The organism is Pseudomonas syringae KCTC 12500 (genome assembly GCF_000507185.2).
Taxonomy (GTDB): domain Bacteria; phylum Pseudomonadota; class Gammaproteobacteria; order Pseudomonadales; family Pseudomonadaceae; genus Aquipseudomonas; species Aquipseudomonas syringae.
Map to the genome: position 1 here is coordinate 922,859 of NZ_AYTM02000002.1, position 18,841 is coordinate 941,699.

Here is an 18,841-nt window from a genome sequence, read left to right on the forward strand (position 1 = left end):
GAGCCGTCTGGTCACTTCTGCAAAATCCTGAAATAAACTCGCCCTTCCCGCTTGCGCGCTGGCGGGCTGCTCTCTAACGTAGCGGCTTTTGTACGTTACCCCTCCAGGAGCTTGCCCATGGCCTCGCCAGCCCTTCGTCATTTTCTACCCCGATTCGGCGCTGCCGCCGCTGCGGCGAGCTTCCTCAGCCTTGCCGGCTGCCAATTGGGCGGCGGCGATCCCGAGACCGTGCTGCCTGTTTCCGGGACATTCCCGCTCAAAGGGCTGGCGCAAAATGTTTCGGTGCGCCGCAACACGATGGGCATGCCGCTGATAGAAAGCAGCAGCTACCACGATGCGCTGTTCACGCTCGGCTACGTTCATGCCGGTGATCGAATCGGTCAGATGCTCGGGATGCGTCTGCTAGCACAGGGCCGCTTGTCGGAAATGGCCGGCGCGGATGCGCTGGACGTCGACCGCCTGATGCGCTCGGTCAACCTCAAGCAGAACGCCAGCGACCTGTACAACGCCGCGTCGCCACGCTTGAAACGTTTCTTCGATGTCTATGCACGCGGTGTGAACGCCTACCTGTTCCGTTATCGCGACAAGCTGCCTGCCGAGATCGCCAGTTCGGGCTACAAGCCGGAATACTGGAAGCCGGAAGACTCGGCGCTGATCTTCAGCCTGCTCAATTTCAGCCTGTCGGTAAACCTGCAGGAAGAGCTGTCGGCGCTGGTTCTGGCGCAGAAAGTCAGCGCGGACAAACTCGCCTGGCTGTTGCCGACCTATCCTGACGAAGAATTACCATTTGCCGAAGCCGACAAGCTCAAGGGCCTGAACCTCAACAATCAGGTCACCGGCCTGAGCGATCTGAACAGGATCGCCCTGCAGCTCTCGGACCTGAACATGCTCGGCGTTGCGGCCTCCAGCAACTGGGCCATCGCGCCACAACGCAGTCGCAACGGCAAAAGTCTGCTGGCCAGTGACATGCAGCTGCCTGCCGGGCTCAATTCTGCCTGGAGCTTCGTGCAGATACGCGCACCGAAATATCAGGTGTCCGGCGTCACCATCGCTGGCATGCCGCTGGTGCTCAGCGGTTTCAACGGCAAGCTGGCGTGGAGCATGAGCAGCGTCAAGGGTGACAACCAGGACCTGTTTCTGGAGAAGATCAAGCGCGAAGGCAACCGCGTCTCCTACATGGCTGACGGCAAATGGGTGCCAGCGGCGGCGCATCAGGAAACCTTTCTGGTCAAGGGCGGCAGCCCGCTGCGTGAAACCGTGTACGAAACCCGCCACGGCGCGTTGCTCAACGCCTCTGCAACCCCGCCCGGCAATGGTTTGAGCCTGGCGCTGCAAGTCCCGAACTTCAAGGACGACAAGAGCCTGGATGCGTTCTTCGATCTGTCCCGTGCGCCCAACGTCGAGAAAGCCTTCGATACCAGCCGCGAGATTCGGGCGATCACCCTGAACATGATCTTTGCCGACGCCTCGAACATTGGCTGGCAGGTCACCGGCCGCTTCCCGAACCGCCGTGAAGGCCAGGGTCTGCTGCCTTCGCCGGGTTGGGATGGCAAGTACGACTGGGACGGTTTTGCCGACTCAATGCTCCACCCTTATGATCAGGACCCGCGCCAAGGCTGGCTCGCAGCGGCCAACCAGCGCACCATTCCGAAAGGCTACGGCATGCAGCTCTCCAACTCGTGGGGCTACCCGGAGCGCGCCGAGCGGATTGCCGAACTGGCCAACGGTGGCAAGCAGGACCTGCGCAGCACCATCGCCATGCAATACGACCAGACCACGACGTTCGCCGCCAAGCTCAAGACCATGTTCCAGGCGCCGGGCATGAGCAAGCCGCTCAAACAGGCCATCGATGCCCTGCCCGAAGCCGATCGCAACAAGGCCCGCGAAGCGTTCACGCGCCTGATGGCGTTCGATGGCAAGCTCAGTGCTACCTCGGCCGATGCGGCGCTGTACGAGCTGTTTCTGCAGGAAAGCGCCAAGCAGATTTTCCTTGATGAATTGGGTCCGGAAACCAGCCCTGCCTGGCAGGCACTGGTGGCCAATGCCAGCTCATCCTACTCACCACAGGCCGACCATCTACTGGGCCGAGATGACAGTCCTTATTGGGATGACGTCAAAACCCCGCAGAAGGAAGACAAACCGGCCATCCTCGCGCGCAGTCTGGCGGCTGCCATCACCAGTGGCGACAGCCTGTTGGGCAGCGATCACAAGGCCTGGCAATGGGGCAAACTGCACCGTGACAACTGGGTCTCGACCAGCCCGCTGGCCAAGCAGTTGGGTGGCGGCGAGTTCAACCGTAGCGCCACACCAGCGGGTGGTGATCACACGACGCTGAACGTGTCCGGCTTCGAGTGGGGCAAGGGCTTCGACGCCCGCATGGCCCCCGGTCTGCGCATGATTGTCGACTTCAGCCTGGTCGAACCAATGACCGGCCTGATCAGCACCGGCCAATCCGACAACCCGGCCAGCCCGTATTACGCCAACAGTATCGAGCCGTGGCAGAAAGGCCAGTACCAGTCGATTCCGGTGCAACAACAGAACTACGAAAAGGGCTACGGCAAGCAACGCCTGACGCTGACACCGGGCAAGTAAGCGCCGAAAGGGAGCATGGGCACGAGGATGTTCTCCAGGACACCTATCGTTCCCACGCTCCAGCGTGGTAATGCCTTTCGTGACGCTCTGCGTCACACAGCGGTTCTGCGGTGTCAGGTGGATTTAGGCTCGACTCAAGTCACCTTTTCGCCCCTCGGCGAGTTACTTTGATGAGGCCAAAGTAACCAAAGCCTTTCGCTCCGTTTCCGGCCCGACTTCGTCGGGTTCCTTCGCCCTGTCACTGATCCGGGGGTCGCCGCAACGCGCCATCCATGGCGCGGTGCGGCTAGCCTGGCGTCCTGCCAGGCTACCCCCGGATCAGCGCCAGGACTCAGCCGTCACTTACGTCGCACTCTGCGTCGTCTGTGCCATCGCGACAAAAAAGCGCTTTTATGCACGATAGTGTTCTTCTGGACATTTATCGCGCCTCACGCTCCGCAGCGCTCACGCAAACTCCCCGAACTTCCAGATCCTTCCCGGCTCATAGCTAACAAGCCCATCCATACGGTTGCCCCATGGATCTTGTCGTTGCTCGCCCCGAAGGTTTGTACTGCCCACCTGGTGATTTCTATATCGATCCATGGCGTCCTGTCGAACGCGCCGTCATCACCCATGCGCATGGCGACCATGCCCGTACCGGCAATGAGCATTACCTGTCAGCCGCCAGTGGCGAAGGCATTCTGCGTTCGCGCCTTGGGCAGGACATCAATCTGCAGACCCTGGAATACGGCGAAACCATCACCCATCACGGCGTGAAGCTGAGCCTGCATCCGGCCGGGCATGTGCTGGGGTCGGCGCAGGTGCGACTGGAGTACCAAGGCGAGGTCTGGGTAGCTTCCGGCGACTACAAAGTCGAGCCGGACGGGACTTGTGCGGCCTTCGAGCCGGTGCGCTGCCATACCTTTATCACCGAATCGACCTTCGGCCTGCCGATCTATCGCTGGGCGCCGCAGGCGCAGATCTTCGAAGGCATCAACCAGTGGTGGCGTGCCAATGCAGCCCAGGGCAAGGCCAGCGTGCTGTTCGCCTACTCGTTCGGCAAGGCCCAGCGCATCCTGCACGGCATTGACGCGCAGATCGGGCCGATACTGGTACACGGCGCCGTAGAGCCGCTGAACCGTGTGTATCGTGAAGGCGGCATCTACATCCCGGAAACCCAGTACGCCGGCGATTTCAAAAAGACCGATCCCGCGCTGCGTCAGGCGTTGATTCTGGCACCGCCTTCGGCAGGTGGCAGCAGCTGGATGAAGCGCTTTGGCGAATACAGCGATGCGTTTGCCAGCGGCTGGATGATGCTGCGCGGCACACGACGCCGGCGCGGTGTGGATCGCGGTTTTGTGCTGTCCGATCACGCCGACTGGCCAGGCTTGCTATGGGCTGTTGAACAGACCGGCGCCGAACGCGTCATGGTGACCCACGGCTCGGTCGGCATACTGGTGCGCTACCTGCGAGAACTGGGCCTGGACGCGCAGGGCTTCAGCACCGAATACGGTGATGAAGAGGACAGCAACCCGGCAACCAGCGAACCCGAGGCGGCAGGCACGGGTGAGGCTCAATCATGAAAGCCTTTGCTGAACTCTACGCACAGCTGGACGCGACCACGTCAAGCAACGCCAAACTCGCCGCAATGCGCGACTACTTCGAAAAGGCGGCAGCAGAGGACGCAGCCTGGGCAGTGTACTTTCTGTCAGGCGGACGCCCACGACAGTTGGTGCCTACCCGTGTACTGCGCGAACAGGCAATGACCCTGGCAAGTCTGCCGGAATGGCTGTTCGAAGAGAGCTATCAGGCAGTCGGTGACCTGGCGGAAACCCTGTCGCTGTTGCTGCCCCAGGCCGACCACAGTAATGACGAAGGCCTGGCCACATGGATGGAAGACAAGCTGTTGCCATTGCGCGGTCTGCCGCCTGAAGAACTCGCCGAGCGGCTGCCGCTGTTCTGGTCGCAGCTGGACCGCAGCAGCCTGATGGTCTGCATCAAGCTGATCACCGGCAGTTTCCGCGTCGGCGTGTCCAAGCTGCTGGTCACCCGTGCGCTGGCGGCGCTGGCAGACATCGACAGCAAGCGTGTCGCACAACGACTGGTGGGCTACACCGACCTGTCGCACCGGCCCAGCGCCGAGCGCTATTTGAAGCTGATCGCGCCTGAATCCGAAGATGAGCACGCCCAACGCGGCGGCCAGCCCTACCCGTTTTTTCTCGCCCACTCGCTGCAACAGCCCGCCGATCAGTTCGAGGCGTTGCTCGGTCCGGCGCAGAACTGGCAGGTGGAATGGAAGTGGGACGGTATTCGCGCGCAACTGGTCAAACGTGACGGGCGCTTGTGGATCTGGTCGCGCGGCGAGGAGCTGGTAACCGACCGTTTTCCGGAGTTGCACAGCCTGGTGCAGTGCCTGCCGGACGGCACGGTGATCGACGGCGAAATCGTGGTCTGGAAAGCCCCCGATGCGAAGCCCGATGCCGATGCGGAGTTTGCCTTGAACAGCGATGCGCCTGTGGCTGCGCCTTCGGTTCAGCCGTTCGCCCTGCTGCAACAGCGCATAGGCCGAAAGACGCTGGGCAAAAAGATTCTTGCCGACGTTCCGGTCGTGGTGCTGGCCTATGACCTGCTGGAGTGGCAAGGCGATGACTGGCGCAGTCGCCCGCAACATGAGCGCCGCTCGCAACTGGAAGCCCTGATCGAAACCTGCCAGAGCGAGGTGCTGATGCCCTCCCCGGTGCTCAAAGGCAAGGATTGGCTCGACCTGGCCACCCAACGCGAGGCCTCGCGCAGCCTGGGCGTCGAGGGCATGATGCTCAAGGCTCGCGACTCGCTGTACGGCGTCGGTCGCACCAAGGACATGGGGGTGTGGTGGAAATGGAAAATCGACCCGTTCAGCGTCGACGCCGTGCTGATTTACGCGCAACGCGGTCACGGACGACGCGCCAGTCTGTACAGCGACTACACCTTTGCAGTCTGGGACGGCCCGCCCGACGCCACTGAGCGCACGCTGGTGCCGTTCGCCAAGGCTTACTCGGGGCTGACCGATGAAGAAATGCGCAAGGTCGACGCCATCGTTCGCAAGACAACGGTGGAGAAGTTCGGGCCGGTCAGCAGCGTCACTCCGACGCTGGTGTTCGAGCTGGGCTTTGAAGGTATCGCCCTGTCCAAGCGTCACAAGAGCGGCATCGCGGTGCGTTTCCCTCGGATGCTGCGCTGGCGGCAAGACAAGCCGGTCGCCGAAGCCGACAGTCTGGCGACGCTGCAAGACCTGCTGAACTAGAGCACCAAAAGGGCGCATAGCAAATACCGTGCACCTTTTTGAAACACCAACAGGCAAATCATCCTGATCGTTTATAGGAAACTTCCTGATTCGTTACCAATCTTCCGCTCTGTCTCGCCTGACAAAGCTCCCTGCGTAGTACCGGGCGATGAACAGCAACCCTGTAAGCGCGCATGGGCGGCCAATTGCCAGCCGTTTATACGAAATAGCGACAACGCCTTACATTTCAAACGCACGTTCGTTCCTCTGGTTCGGAAATTGCTACCCAATGCCTGTCTGGCACTTGCCGGTAGCACGCTTCGCGTATTCCCAACGCCCCATTTAAGGTTTTAAGGACTGAACAATGAAAAAAGCATGGCTGACTCTTTCTGCACTGGCTCTGTGCATCGCCGCCGGTAACACCATGGCCAAGGAATACAAGGAACTGCGCTTTGGCGTCGATCCATCCTACGCACCGTTCGAATCAAAAGCGGCCGATGGCAGCCTGGTCGGCTTCGATATCGATCTGGGCAATGCGATCTGCAAAGAGCTGAAAGTCACCTGCAAATGGGTCGAAAGCGACTTCGACGGCATGATCCCCGGCCTCAAGGCACGCAAATTCGACGGCGTCATTTCCTCGATGACCGTGACCCCTGCTCGCGAAAAAGTCATCGACTTCTCCAACGAACTGTTCTCCGGCCCGACCTCGCTGGTGTTCAAGAAGGGTGCAGGCTTTACCGCCGACCCGGCCAGCCTGAAAGGCAAGACCGTGGGTTATGAGCAAGGCACCATCCAGGAAGCCTACGCCAAGGCCGTACTGGACAAGGCAGGTATTTCCACCAAGGCCTATGCCAACCAAGACCAGGTTTACTCCGACCTGACCTCCGGTCGTCTCGACGCCTCGATCCAGGACATGCTACAGGCCGAACTGGGCTTCCTGAAATCGCCGGCCGGTGCTGACTACGAAGTCAGCAAGCCTATCGACAGCGAACTGCTGCCAGCCAAAACCGCCATCGGCATTGCCCAGGGCAACAAGGAACTCAAAGCGCTGCTGGATAAAGGCATCGAGGCGATGCATAAAGACGGCACCTACGCTGAAATCCAGAAAAAACACTTTGGCGACCTGAACCTCTACAGCGGTAAATAACACCCCGACGCCCATCGATTTCGGCGATCATTCGTCGCCCGATCGGTGGGCGTTTTTGTTGGTAACAAGGCCTATCCATGCTCGATGCACTCATGCAAAACCTGGGACTCTCGGCATTCAGCCTGAAGGGCTTTGGCCCGCTGTTGCTGGAAGGCACCTGGATGACCGTCAAACTGGCTGTGCTGTCGCTTGCTCTGAGCATTCTGCTCGGACTGATCGGGGCCAGCGCCAAACTGTCGAGCTCCGCGCTGCTGCGCGTGCCGGCGCAAATTTACACGACACTGATCCGTGGTGTTCCGGACCTGGTGTTGATGCTGCTGATTTTCTACAGCCTGCAAACCTGGCTCACCATGCTGACCGACGCGATGGAATGGGAATACATCGAGATCAACCCGTTCGGCGCAGGCGTCATCACCCTGGGCTTCATCTATGGTGCGTACTTCACAGAGACGTTTCGCGGCGCGATTCTGTCCGTGCCTCGCGGTCAGGTGGAGGCAGCGACAGCCTATGGACTGAAACGCGGTCAGCGCTTTCGTTACGTCGTGTTCCCGCAGATGATGCGTTACGCGCTGCCGGGGATTGGTAACAACTGGCAGGTGCTGCTCAAGGCGACTGCGCTGGTATCGATCATCGGTCTGGCTGATCTGGTCAAGGCGTCACAGGATGCGGGCAAGAGCACCTATCAGCTGTTCTACTTTCTGGTGCTGGCGGCACTGATTTACCTGCTGATCACCAGCGCCTCGAACTTCGCCCTGCGTTGGGCTGAGCGGTATTACGCCGCAGGCAGCCGGGAGGCACAGCGATGATCGAATTGCTGCAGGAATACTGGAAACCCTTCCTTTATACAGATGGCGTCAACGTGACCGGCCTGGCGATGACCATGTGGCTGCTCAGCGCCTCCATCGTCATCGGCTTCTGCGTGTCGATCCCGCTGTCGATTGCGCGGGTGTCTGGAAAACGCTGGGTGCGCTGGCCGGTGCAGTTCTACACCTACCTGTTTCGCGGTACGCCTCTCTATATACAGCTGCTGATCTGCTACACCGGCATTTACAGCCTTGCCGCAGTACGTGAACAGCCGATGCTCGATGCGTTCTTTCGCGATGCGATGAACTGCACGATCCTGGCCTTCACCCTGAACACCTGCGCCTACACCACGGAGATCTTTGCCGGGGCGATCCGCAGCATGGCCCACGGCGAAGTCGAAGCGGCCAAGGCCTATGGCCTGACCGGCTGGAAGCTTTATGCCTACGTGATCATGCCGTCGGTGCTGCGCCGTTCACTGCCGTATTACAGCAACGAAGTGATCCTGATGCTGCACTCGACCACTGTGGCCTTTACCGCCACGGTGCCGGACATCCTGAAAGTCGCGCGGGATGCCAACTCCGCCACTTTCATGACCTTCCAGTCCTTCGGTATCGCCGCCGTCATGTACCTGACCGTGACGTTCATTCTGGTCGGGCTGTTCCGCCTTGCCGAACGCCGCTGGCTGGCCTTTCTCGGCCCGGCCCATTAATCAGGACTGAACATGCGCCATCACACCCATGACTTGCTTTCGCCAGTGCCCGGCACTGGCCGGCAAATCCACAGCTTTCATTACGGGCCGCAAAACGGCGCCGGCAAAGTTTATATTCAGGCGTCGCTGCATGCCGACGAGCTACCGGGCATGCTGGTGGCCTGGTACCTGAAGCAGCGTCTGGCCGAACTGGAAAACGCCGGGCGACTGCTGGGCGAAATCGTTGTGGTGCCCGTCGCCAACCCGATCGGTCTGGAACAAGTGCTGATGGACACCCCGCTGGGCCGCTACGAGCTGGAAAGCGGCCAGAACTTCAATCGCGGGTTCAGCGACCTCTGCACTCAGGTCGGTGATGACATCGAAGCCCGACTGACTAACGACGCAGAGCACAACTGCGCGCTGGTAAGGGACAGCCTGCTGGCGGCGCTGAATGCCGTACCGGCGACCACACAACTGCATTCGTTGCGCCTGACCCTGCAGCGCCTGGCCTGCGATGCCGACATGGTGCTGGACCTGCACTGTGATTTCGAGTCGGTCGAGCACCTGTACACCACGCCCGAAGCCTGGCCGAAAGTCGAACCGTTATCACGCTACCTGGGCGCGCACGCCAGCCTGCTGGCGACCGACTCAGGCGGGCAGTCGTTCGATGAGTGCTTCACGCTGGTCTGGTGGCAATTGCAGCAACGCTTTGGCGAGCGCTTTCCGATTCCCATGGGCAGCTTTTCGGTGACCCTGGAGCTGCGCGGGCAAGGCGATGTCAACCATGCGCTGGCCAGCCGCGACTGCCAGGCGATCATTCATTACCTGATCGATGCCGGCATGATTGACGGCGATCTGCAGCCGCTACCCGAACTGCTCTACCCCGCTACGCCACTGGCAGCGGTCGAACCGGTGGCTACGCCGGTCGGCGGCCTGCTGGTGTTCTGCGCAATGCCCGGCGAACACGTCGAGGCCGGCCAACTGATTGCCGAGGTCATCGACCCGATCAGCGATACCGTGACCTGCATCCATGCCCTCAACGCAGGCCTGCTGTATGCGCGTTCCCTGCGCCGCATGGCGACTGCCGGCATGGTCATTGCGCACATCGCCGGCACCCATGCCTATCGCAGCGGCTATCTACTTTCTCCTTGAGGACCTGTCATGTACAAACTGACCATCGATGGCCTGCACAAAAGCTATGGCGACAATCACGTGCTCAAAGGCGTATCGCTCAAGGCCAGCAGCGGTGACGTCATCTGTTTGATCGGGGCAAGTGGCTCCGGCAAGAGCACCTTTTTGCGCTGCATCAACTTTCTCGAACAGCCCAGTGACGGGGCGATGAGCCTGGATGGCAAGCAAGTACGCATGGTCAGCGACAAGGACGGTATGCGCGTTGCCGACCCGGATGAGCTGCAGCGTATCCGTACGCGGCTGGCGATGGTGTTTCAGCACTTCAACCTGTGGGCGCACATGACCGTGCTGGAAAACATCACCATGGCGCCGCGCCGGGTCCTGGGCGTGCCCAAGGCCGAAGCCGAAGCTCGCGCGCGCAAATACCTGGAAAAGGTCGGCCTGCCTGAGCGTGTCGCCGATCAGTACCCCGCGTTTCTTTCCGGTGGCCAGCAACAGCGCGTGGCCATCGCCCGTGCGCTGGCGATGGAGCCGGAAATCATGCTCTTCGACGAACCGACATCCGCGCTGGACCCGGAGCTGGTCGGTGAAGTGCTGAAGGTCATTCAGGGCCTGGCTGAAGAAGGCCGGACGATGATTCTGGTCACCCACGAAATGGGTTTCGCGCGCAAGGTGGCGAGCCAGGTTGTGTTCCTGCACCAGGGCCAGATCGAAGAATCCGGCCACCCGGACGAAGTCCTCAACAACCCGAAAAGCGAGCGTTTGCAGCAGTTCTTGAGCGGCAATCTGAAGTAGCACGGATTGCTGCGTACACACGTCTCGATCCCCCTCAAATCTCGTTCCCACGCTCAAGCGTGGAAGACGCTCTACGTCATCAAGAGGACGCAGAGCGTCCAGAACGGCATGCCGACGCGGAGCATCGGCACGATAGTCATGGTGGTATCCCTGGTATCGGCACGATAGGCAATCCAGGAACGATCAGCCACATAACCATTTAAAACTATTACCCTTTCTCTGCTGTCTCTGACTTAACGCCACTCAGAGCACACTCAAACGGATGAGCAGACCCACCGATTTCGCTCGACGATGGTTTCTCGCCCGAGGCTGGAAGCCCTTTGCGTTCCAGAAAGAGGTCTGGGCGGCGGTGAAGAATGGCGAGTCCGGTTTGCTGCATGCCAGCACCGGCTCGGGCAAGACCTACGCCGTATGGTTCGCCGCGCTCAACCGCTTCGCCAAAGCCAATACGCTCACCGCTGACAACAAACCCCGCAAACGCAAACCGCCTGCCGAGCCGCTGAGTGTCCTGTGGATCACGCCCATGCGCGCCCTGGCCGCCGATACCGCCCGCGCCCTTGAGGCGCCACTGGCCGAACTGGACATCCCGTGGTCGGTCGGCTTGCGCACCGGCGATACCAGCGGCAGCGAACGCGCCCGGCAGAGTCGGCGGCTGCCCTCTGCCTTGATCACCACCCCAGAAAGCCTGACGCTGCTGCTGACCCGTGCCGACGCTCAGGTCGCCTTGTCGACACTGAAGATGGTGGTGGTGGACGAATGGCACGAGCTGATCGGCAACAAGCGCGGCGTGCAGTTGCAACTGGCCTTGGCGCGCCTGAGGCGCTGGAATCCGCAACTGATCGTGTGGGGTATTTCCGCGACGCTGGGCAATCAGCAACACGCGCAGCAGGTACTGATCGGCGACGGCGGCGTGACCGTGCAAGGCAAAATCGTCAAGGACTTGCAGGTCGATACGCTGTTGCCGCCGTCCATCGAACGCTTCCCGTGGGCCGGGCACATGGGCCTGCGCATGTTGCCGCAGGTCGTGGCCGAGGTGGAAAGCAGCGCGAGCTGTCTGGTGTTCACCAACACCCGGGCGCAGTCGGAAATCTGGTATCAGGCGCTACTGGAAGCCCGCCCCGACTGGGCCGGGCTGATTGCCCTGCACCATGGGTCGCTGGCCCGAGAGGTCCGCGACTGGGTCGAGCGCGCGTTGAAGGAAGGCGCACTCAAGGCCGTGGTGTGTACCTCCAGCCTGGACCTGGGCGTGGACTTTCTGCCGGTCGAGCGCGTGTTGCAAATCGGCTCGCCCAAAGGTGTCGCACGCCTGATGCAGCGCGCCGGGCGCTCGGGCCACGCACCGGGTCGCCCTTCGCGCGTGACATTGGTGCCGACCCACAGCCTGGAGCTGGTCGAAGCTGCTGCCGCCCATGACGCCGTCGAAGCTCGGATGATCGAGCCCCGCGAATCCCCACACCAGCCGCTGGACGTGCTGGTCCAGCACCTGGTCAGCATCGCCCTGGGCGGTGGCTTCCGTCCCGATGAGCTGCTGGCCGAAGTACGCAGCGCCTGGGCTTACCACGACCTCAGCGACGAGCAATGGCAATGGGCGCTGGCGTTTGTCCGCAACGGCGGCCACTCGCTGACCGCCTACCCTGATTACCGCCGCGCCGAACCTGACGAGGACGGCGTCTGGCGGGTCCCCGATGCGCGTCTTGCAAGACGCCACCGCATGAGCGTGGGGACCATCGTCAGCGAGGCCACCGTCAACCTGAAATACTGGAAAAAAGGCGGCGGTGGTGGCTCGCTGGGCAGCGTCGAAGAAGGCTTCATCGCCAGACTCAAACCCGGTGATGGTTTTCTGTTCGGCGGACGCTTATTGGAGTTGGTTCGAGTGGAAAACATGACGGCCTACGTCAAACGCGCGACCGGCAAGAAAGCCGCCGTACCACGCTGGAATGGCGGTCGAATGCCCCTGTCCAGCGAACTGGCGGATGCCGTGGTGGAGAAGTTCGATGCCGCTGCGCGGAGCGAATTCAACAGCCCGGAAATGCGCGCCATCAAACCCCTGCTGGAAGTGCAGCAGCAGTGGTCAGGGCTGCCACGACGCGACACATTGCTGGCCGAAACACTCAAGTCCCGGGAAGGCTGGCACCTGTTCCTCTACCCGTTCGCCGGCCGCCACGTGCATCTGGGGCTGGGCAGCCTGTTGGCCTGGCGCCTGAGCCGGCATCAGCCGCTGACCTTTTCCATCGCCGTCAACGACTACGGGCTGGAGCTGCTCAGCGCCAGCGAGATCGACTGGGCGCAGACGTTGCAGGCTGAACTGTTCAGCGAAACGGATCTGTTAGCCGATATTATCGCCAGCCTGAACGCTGGCGAACTGGCCCTGCGGCGCTTTAGGGAAATCGCGCGCATCTCCGGACTGGTGTTTTCCGGCTACCCTGGCGCAGCCAAGAGCAATCGTCAGCTTCAGGCATCCAGCGGGCTGTTCTTCGAGGTGTTCAAGCAGTACGACGCTGACAACATGCTGCTGACCCAGGCCGAACAGGAAGTCCTGCGTCAGGAACTGGACCTGCAGCGTCTGGAACTGACGTTGCGCCAGATCAACAGCCGCACGCTGGACCTGCACGCAATAAAGCGCGCGACCCCGCTGGCCTTTCCGTTGCTGGTCGAGCGCTTTCGCGAAAGCCTCAGTTCGGAGAAACTTGCCGACCGCATCGCGCGCATGGTCCGCGACCTGGAGAAAGCCGCTGGCCCGGAGCCTGAACAATGAGCCCGTATCTGGCTGTCACGCTGGCAGGAGAAGAGCTGTGGCTGCTGGCCGACAAGGCCATCTACTACCCCGCCAAACGATCCTTGCTGATTGCCGATGCGCACTTTGGCAAGGCGGCCGCCTATCGCAAGCTCGGCCAACCGGTGCCGCACGGCACTACACAGGCGAATCTGCGCCGCCTGGACAGCCTTTTGGATGCCTATCCCTGCGATCATCTGATCTTTCTGGGCGATTTCCTGCACGCGCCGGAATCTCACGCGGTCGGCACGCTGGCGGCGCTGCAACAATGGCGGGCAGAGCGTTCGACACTACGCATCACACTGATCCGCGGCAACCATGACAAACGAGCCGGCGATCCGCCCGCCTCTCTGGGCATTGATGTGGTCCCCGAGCCCTTGGCACTCGGGCCATTTGCCCTGCAGCACGAGCCCGATCCGCACCCTGACCTGCACGTACTGGCCGGGCACGTTCATCCGGTGTATCGACTACACGGGCGCGGCCGGCAAAGCTTGCGGCTGGCGTGCTTCTACTTGGGCCGGCAAGTCAGTCTGCTGCCAGCCTTCGGCGAGTTCACGGGCGGTTTTCAGATTCGCCCCGCACCGGACAGTACGATCTACGTGACCGGCGGTGATGCCGTGTGGCGAGTGGCATAGCGTCGCCGGTCGCCACATACAAAACTGCCCGCTGCTCACGAGAACAGCAGGCAGTTTTCTGATAATCAGGCCACAGGTGCAGGTGGCGGCTCGTCAGGAACAGTAGGCCCGCCTGGCTCGGTTGGCTGAAACGGAGTATCGGGATCTGGATTACCCGGGATCCCGCCACCGACCATGTTCAGCTCCGGGCTGAGATCGGAATGAGCCATCAATGACCAGGCGAGCAGCCCGATCTCGTTAAGCGGAGATTGAACCTGTTCAGAGATTTTGAAAGTAGTCTTCATAGGGCACTCCAGATCAAAGGCTTTCGCACGTAATGAATTATGCGAAAGCATGTGAACAGATAGAGTGCGTAATAGAGTATTAATTCAATTCCACTAGTCAGCTGGAGCGCAAATCAGGTACGCGGCAGGGTGACGCCACGCTGACCCTGGTACTTGCCACCCCGATCCTTATAGGACACTTCACACTCCTCATCGGACTCAAGGAACAGCATCTGCGCCACGCCTTCGTTGGCGTAGATCTTGGCCGGCAGTGTGGTGGTGTTGGAAAACTCCAGCGTTACATGGCCTTCCCACTCAGGCTCGAGCGGCGTGACATTGACGATGATGCCGCAGCGCGCGTAGGTGCTCTTGCCCAGGCAGATGGTCAGAACGTTACGCGGAATGCGGAAATATTCGACGGTGCGCGCCAGTGCAAACGAGTTGGGCGGGATGATGCACACGTCGCTCTTGATATCGACGAAGCTTTTTTCATCGAAGTTTTTCGGGTCGACCGTGGCCGAATTGATGTTGGTGAAGACCTTGAATTCGTCGGCGCAACGCACGTCGTAGCCATAACTGGACACCCCGAAAGAGATCACCCGATCAGCGCCTTCGCCACGTACCTGGCGCTCTACGAAGGGCTCGATCATCCCGTGTTCCTGCGCCATGCGGCGAATCCACTTGTCCGATTTGATGCTCATGGCGGTGTCCTGAATAGCGAGGTGAAAAAGATATCCGGCATCTTACCGGGCTGAGGCCGAGGGTTCAAAGGCAACAGATCGCGAGTTCGCGTGACCGGCCGGGCTGTTTCGCTGCGAATGGAAATAATCATCAACAGACCATTGGCACGTTCGGAAAAAAGGGTTAAGGTGGCGTCACTGTGTTGCTTGTGTCACTGAGAATCTCTACACGATGTTGAATTTCGATCCAACCATCTCCATGAATTTTCCAGCTCTTTGCACTCAGTCTCGGCCAGGGCTCTTCCTACGCCGCAGTTAACTTTGTCCAAGGAGATATACTATGTCCAATCGCCAAACTGGTACCGTTAAGTGGTTCAACGATGAAAAAGGCTTCGGCTTCATCACTCCACAATCCGGTGACGACCTGTTCGTGCACTTCAAAGCTATCCAATCCGACGGCTTCAAAAGCCTGAAAGAAGGCCAACAGGTTTCTTTCATCGCTACCCGCGGTCAGAAAGGCATGCAAGCTGAAGAAGTTCAAGTTATCTAACTTGTACTGATTCGCTTAAAAACCCCGCCCTCAAAAGCGGGGTTTTTTATTGCCCGCCTTTTGACCTCTCGCTGGCTGAACACCCGCTGGACGCCTGACCAGAACGAGAGAAGCACAGCACCTCCCCCGCCCGATCATCACCATCCAATCAGTCGTCGCTTACCGAAATCGTCGGCATGGCTGGACTTGCAGCTTCCTGCAACACGATCCGCGCACCGACGTGACGTGCCAGCTCCTGATACACCATCGCAATCTGACTCTCCGGCTCGGCAATCGCCGTAGGCTTGCCGCCATCTGCCTGCTCGCGAATCAGCATCGAAAGCGGCAGTGACGCCAGCAGCTCGACATCATACTGCGTCGCCAGCTTCGCGCCGCCACCTTCACCGAACAGATGCTCGGCATGGCCGCAGTTGGAGCAGATGTGCACCGCCATGTTTTCCACCACGCCCAGTACCGGAATGTTGACCTTGCGGAACATCTCGACACCCTTTTTCGCATCCAGCAAAGCCAGATCCTGTGGTGTGGTGACAATCACGGCCCCCGCCACCGGGACTTTCTGCGCGAGCGTCAACTGGATATCACCGGTGCCGGGCGGCATGTCGATGACCAGATAGTCCAGGTCATTCCAGGCAGTCTGCGTGACCAATTGCAGCAAAGCCCCCGACACCATCGGTCCGCGCCAGACCATCGGCGTGTTGTCGTCGGTCAGAAAGGCCATCGACATCACCTCGATGCCATGCGCCTCGACCGGCACGAACCACTTCTGGTCCTTGATCTTCGGCCGCGTGCCTTCGGGAATACCGAACATCACCCCTTGGCTCGGCCCATAGATATCGGCATCGAGGATACCGACGCGAGCGCCTTCGCGAGACAGCGCCAAGGCCAGATTGGCGGCGGTCGTGGACTTGCCGACACCGCCCTTGCCGGACGCGACGGCGACAATGTTTTTCACATTGGCAAGCCCCGGAATCTGGCTCTGGGCCTTGTGCGCGCTGATTACACTGCTGATGGCGACGGTGGCCGAACTGACGCCGTCCAGATTCTCGATGGCGGTTTTCAGCACGTGCGCCCAGCCGTTCTTGAACAGGTCGGCGGCATAGCCCAATTCGAGTTGCACGCTGACCTGTGCCCCGTGAATATCGATGGACCGGACGCAACCGGCAGTGACCGGATCCTGATTCAGATAGGGGTCGGTGTACTGGCGAAGAATCGTCTCCACCGCTGCGCGATTGACTGCGCTCATGGGCTTACTCCGTAAAAAGACTGACTGGAACAGCCGACCATCGTACCTGTTCTGCCAGCAGCCCACATGATTTCACTAAACCGCGCCCAACCATTCAGGAGCATTCCCACAACCGCACGGGTGAAAAAAATCGTTCAGACCTTTATAGTGGCCGGTCTCCGTTTCACTTCAAGTAGCCGAGCCCCATGTCCGAGCCACGCAAGATTCTCGTTACCAGCGCCCTGCCCTATGCCAATGGTTCCATTCACCTTGGCCACATGCTCGAGTACATCCAGACCGACATGTGGGTGCGTTTTCAGAAGCACCGCGGCAATCAATGCATCTATGTCTGCGCGGACGACGCCCATGGCTCGGCAATCATGCTGCGCGCCGAAAAGGAAGGTATTACGCCAGAGCAACTGATCGCCAACGTCAAGGCCGAACACAGCGCCGACTTTGCCGACTTCCTGGTGGACTTCGATAATTTCCACTCGACGCACTCTGACGAGAACCGCGAACTGTCGAGCATGATCTACAAGCGTCTGCGCGATGCGGGTCATATCGCGACGCGCTCGGTTACCCAGTACTTCGACCCGGAAAAGAAAATGTTCCTGGCCGACCGCTTCATCAAGGGCACCTGCCCGAAATGCGCGGCCGAGGATCAGTACGGCGACAACTGTGAAAAGTGCGGCGCCACCTATGCCCCGACGGATCTGAAAGACCCCAAGTCGGCGATTTCCGGTGCCACGCCGGTGCTAAAGGACTCGAAGCACTTCTTCTTCGACCTTCCTGCATTCGACGCCATGCTCAAGCGCTGGACACGCAGCGGTACCCTGCAGGACGCCGTTGCCAACAAGATCGCCGAATGGCTGGACAGTGGCCTGCAGCAGTGGGACATCTCCCGCGATGCGCCCTATTTCGGCTTTGAAATTCCCGACGAGCCAGGCAAATACTTCTACGTGTGGCTTGATGCGCCGATCGGCTACATGGCCAGCTTCAAGAACCTGTGTGCGCGTCGTCCAGACCTGGACTTCGATGCGTACTGGGGAAAGGGCGCGACCACCGAGCTCTATCACTTCATCGGCAAGGACATCGTCAACTTCCACGCTCTGTTCTGGCCTGCCATGCTGGAAGGCGCTGACTTGCGCACACCGACCGGCATCAATGTCCACGGCTACCTGACCGTCAATGGCCAGAAAATGTCGAAATCGCGTGGCACCTTTATCAAGGCGCGCACCTACCTCGACCACCTGCCGCCCGAGTACCTGCGCTATTACTACGCATCCAAACTGGGCCGTGGCGTCGACGACCTCGATCTGAACCTCGAAGACTTCGTGCAAAAGGTCAACTCCGACCTGATCGGCAAGGTTGTCAACATTGCCAGCCGTTGCGCCGGGTTCATTCACAAGGGCAACGCCGGTGTGATGGTCGAAGCCAATGCCGCGCCCGAGCTGACCGACGCGTTTCTGGCGGCTGCACCCAGCATTGCCGATGCCTACGAAGCCCGCGACTTCGCCCGCGCCATGCGCGAGACCATGGCCCTGGCGGACCGCGCCAATGCCTACATCGCGGAAAAAGCGCCATGGGCGCTGGCCAAACAGGAAGGCAGGCAGGATGAAGTCCAGGCCGTCTGTGCGCTGGGCATCAACCTGTTCCGCCAACTGGTGATTTTCCTCAAGCCGGTCCTGCCCAATCTGGCCGCCGATGCAGAAAAATTTCTCAACGTCGAACCACTGACCTGGGAAGACCACAAGATCTTGCTGACCAATCATCAGCTCAACCCTTTCTCGGCGCTGATGACCCGTATCGACCCGGTCAAGGTCGAGGCCATGGCCACTGCCTCCAAGGAAGACCTGACCGCTACCGACTCGTCGGCGGACACCGCGCCTGCCGGTAATGGCGAACTCGCCAAAGAGCCGCTTTCGGCGGAAATCGACTTTGACGCCTTTGCCGCCATCGACCTGCGCGTCGCGCTGATTCTCAAGGCCGAACACGTGGAGGGTGCCGACAAGCTGCTGCGCCTGACTCTGGACATCGGCGACGAGCAGCGCAATGTCTTTTCCGGCATCAAGAGCGCATACCCGAACCCGTCCGAACTCGAAGGCCGTCTGACCATGATGATCGCCAACCTCAAGCCGCGAAAAATGCGTTTCGGCATTTCGCAGGGCATGGTGATGGCGGCAGGCCCCGGCGGTGAGGAGATCTATCTGCTCAGCCCCGACAGCGGTGCCAAGCCAGGCCAGCGCATCAAGTAAAAAACGCAAGGCCCGGTATCCTGCCATCAGGCAGATACCGGGCCTTTACGCATTCGCAAGCTCCC

At 60.4% G+C, this 18,841-nt stretch carries 15 protein-coding genes; 12 read left to right on the forward strand and 3 right to left on the reverse strand.

The window, feature by feature from the left end:
- Positions 1–117: 117 nt before the first annotated feature.
- From V476_RS04560 to pdeM, 10 genes are all read left to right on the forward strand, one after another.
- Entirely contained in the window at positions 118–2,592 is a 2,475-nt protein-coding gene (locus V476_RS04560; protein WP_024960401.1) for a penicillin acylase family protein, read from the forward strand.
- A gap of 515 nt (positions 2,593–3,107) precedes the next feature.
- Entirely contained in the window at positions 3,108–4,154 is a 1,047-nt protein-coding gene (locus V476_RS04565; protein ID WP_010436866.1) for a ligase-associated DNA damage response exonuclease, read from the forward strand.
- Positions 4,151–5,854, forward strand: a complete 1,704-nt coding sequence (locus V476_RS04570) for an ATP-dependent DNA ligase (RefSeq protein WP_024960402.1) — start codon at positions 4,151–4,153, stop codon at positions 5,852–5,854. The genes V476_RS04565 and V476_RS04570 overlap by 4 nt, the downstream gene beginning before the upstream one ends.
- A gap of 343 nt (positions 5,855–6,197) precedes the next feature.
- On the forward strand, positions 6,198–6,980 hold the full coding sequence (locus tag V476_RS04575; protein ID WP_003428785.1) for a transporter substrate-binding domain-containing protein: 783 nt from the start codon (positions 6,198–6,200) through the stop codon (positions 6,978–6,980).
- Positions 6,981–7,057: 77 nt separating this feature from the next.
- Positions 7,058–7,786 (forward strand): ABC transporter permease, encoded by a 729-nt coding sequence (locus V476_RS04580; protein WP_003363567.1) that lies wholly within the window; start codon positions 7,058–7,060, stop codon positions 7,784–7,786.
- Positions 7,783–8,493 (forward strand): ABC transporter permease, encoded by a 711-nt coding sequence (locus V476_RS04585; RefSeq protein WP_004404160.1) that lies wholly within the window; start codon positions 7,783–7,785, stop codon positions 8,491–8,493. Before V476_RS04580 ends, V476_RS04585 begins: the two co-directional genes overlap by 4 nt.
- Before the next feature lie 12 nt (positions 8,494–8,505).
- Positions 8,506–9,624: a succinylglutamate desuccinylase/aspartoacylase family protein gene (locus V476_RS04590; RefSeq protein WP_024692274.1), complete on the forward strand. Its 1,119-nt coding sequence runs from the start codon at positions 8,506–8,508 to the stop codon at positions 9,622–9,624.
- Positions 9,625–9,633: 9 nt separating this feature from the next.
- A complete protein-coding gene (locus V476_RS04595) occupies positions 9,634–10,398 on the forward strand; it encodes an ABC transporter ATP-binding protein (protein ID WP_003412889.1) in 765 nt (254 codons plus the stop codon).
- Between the two features lie 262 nt (positions 10,399–10,660).
- On the forward strand, positions 10,661–13,153 hold the full coding sequence (locus tag V476_RS04600) for a ligase-associated DNA damage response DEXH box helicase (RefSeq protein WP_024960403.1): 2,493 nt from the start codon (positions 10,661–10,663) through the stop codon (positions 13,151–13,153).
- On the forward strand, positions 13,150–13,806 hold the full coding sequence (gene pdeM / locus V476_RS04605; protein ID WP_024960404.1) for a ligase-associated DNA damage response endonuclease PdeM: 657 nt from the start codon (positions 13,150–13,152) through the stop codon (positions 13,804–13,806). The genes V476_RS04600 and pdeM overlap by 4 nt, the downstream gene beginning before the upstream one ends.
- 65 nt (positions 13,807–13,871) lie before the next feature.
- On the opposite strand, the gene V476_RS04610 is transcribed toward pdeM, so the two are convergent.
- Together V476_RS04610 and dcd are read right to left on the reverse strand one after the other, a co-directional pair.
- Positions 13,872–14,090 carry a hypothetical protein gene (locus V476_RS04610; protein ID WP_004389919.1) on the reverse strand — a complete coding sequence of 73 codons (219 nt, stop codon included), beginning with the start codon at positions 14,088–14,090 and terminating at the stop codon, positions 13,872–13,874.
- Between the two features lie 113 nt (positions 14,091–14,203).
- The gene (gene dcd / locus V476_RS04615; protein WP_002554836.1) at positions 14,204–14,770 is read right to left on the reverse strand and encodes a dCTP deaminase; all 567 of its coding nucleotides are present in this window, start codon (positions 14,768–14,770) and stop codon (positions 14,204–14,206) included.
- Positions 14,771–15,089: 319 nt separating this feature from the next.
- Here dcd and V476_RS04620 point away from each other — a divergent pair, with 319 nt between their 5' ends.
- Positions 15,090–15,299, forward strand: coding sequence for a cold-shock protein (locus V476_RS04620; RefSeq protein ID WP_002554837.1), 210 nt, complete (start codon positions 15,090–15,092; stop codon positions 15,297–15,299).
- Positions 15,300–15,447: 148 nt separating this feature from the next.
- On the opposite strand, the gene apbC is transcribed toward V476_RS04620, so the two are convergent.
- On the reverse strand, positions 15,448–16,542 hold the full coding sequence (gene apbC, locus V476_RS04625) for an iron-sulfur cluster carrier protein ApbC (protein ID WP_024960405.1): 1,095 nt from the start codon (positions 16,540–16,542) through the stop codon (positions 15,448–15,450).
- Between the two features lie 185 nt (positions 16,543–16,727).
- Here apbC and metG point away from each other — a divergent pair, with 185 nt between their 5' ends.
- Positions 16,728–18,776 carry a methionine--tRNA ligase gene (gene metG / locus V476_RS04630; protein ID WP_024960406.1) on the forward strand — a complete coding sequence of 683 codons (2,049 nt, stop codon included), beginning with the start codon at positions 16,728–16,730 and terminating at the stop codon, positions 18,774–18,776.
- Positions 18,777–18,841: the final 65 nt, after the last annotated feature.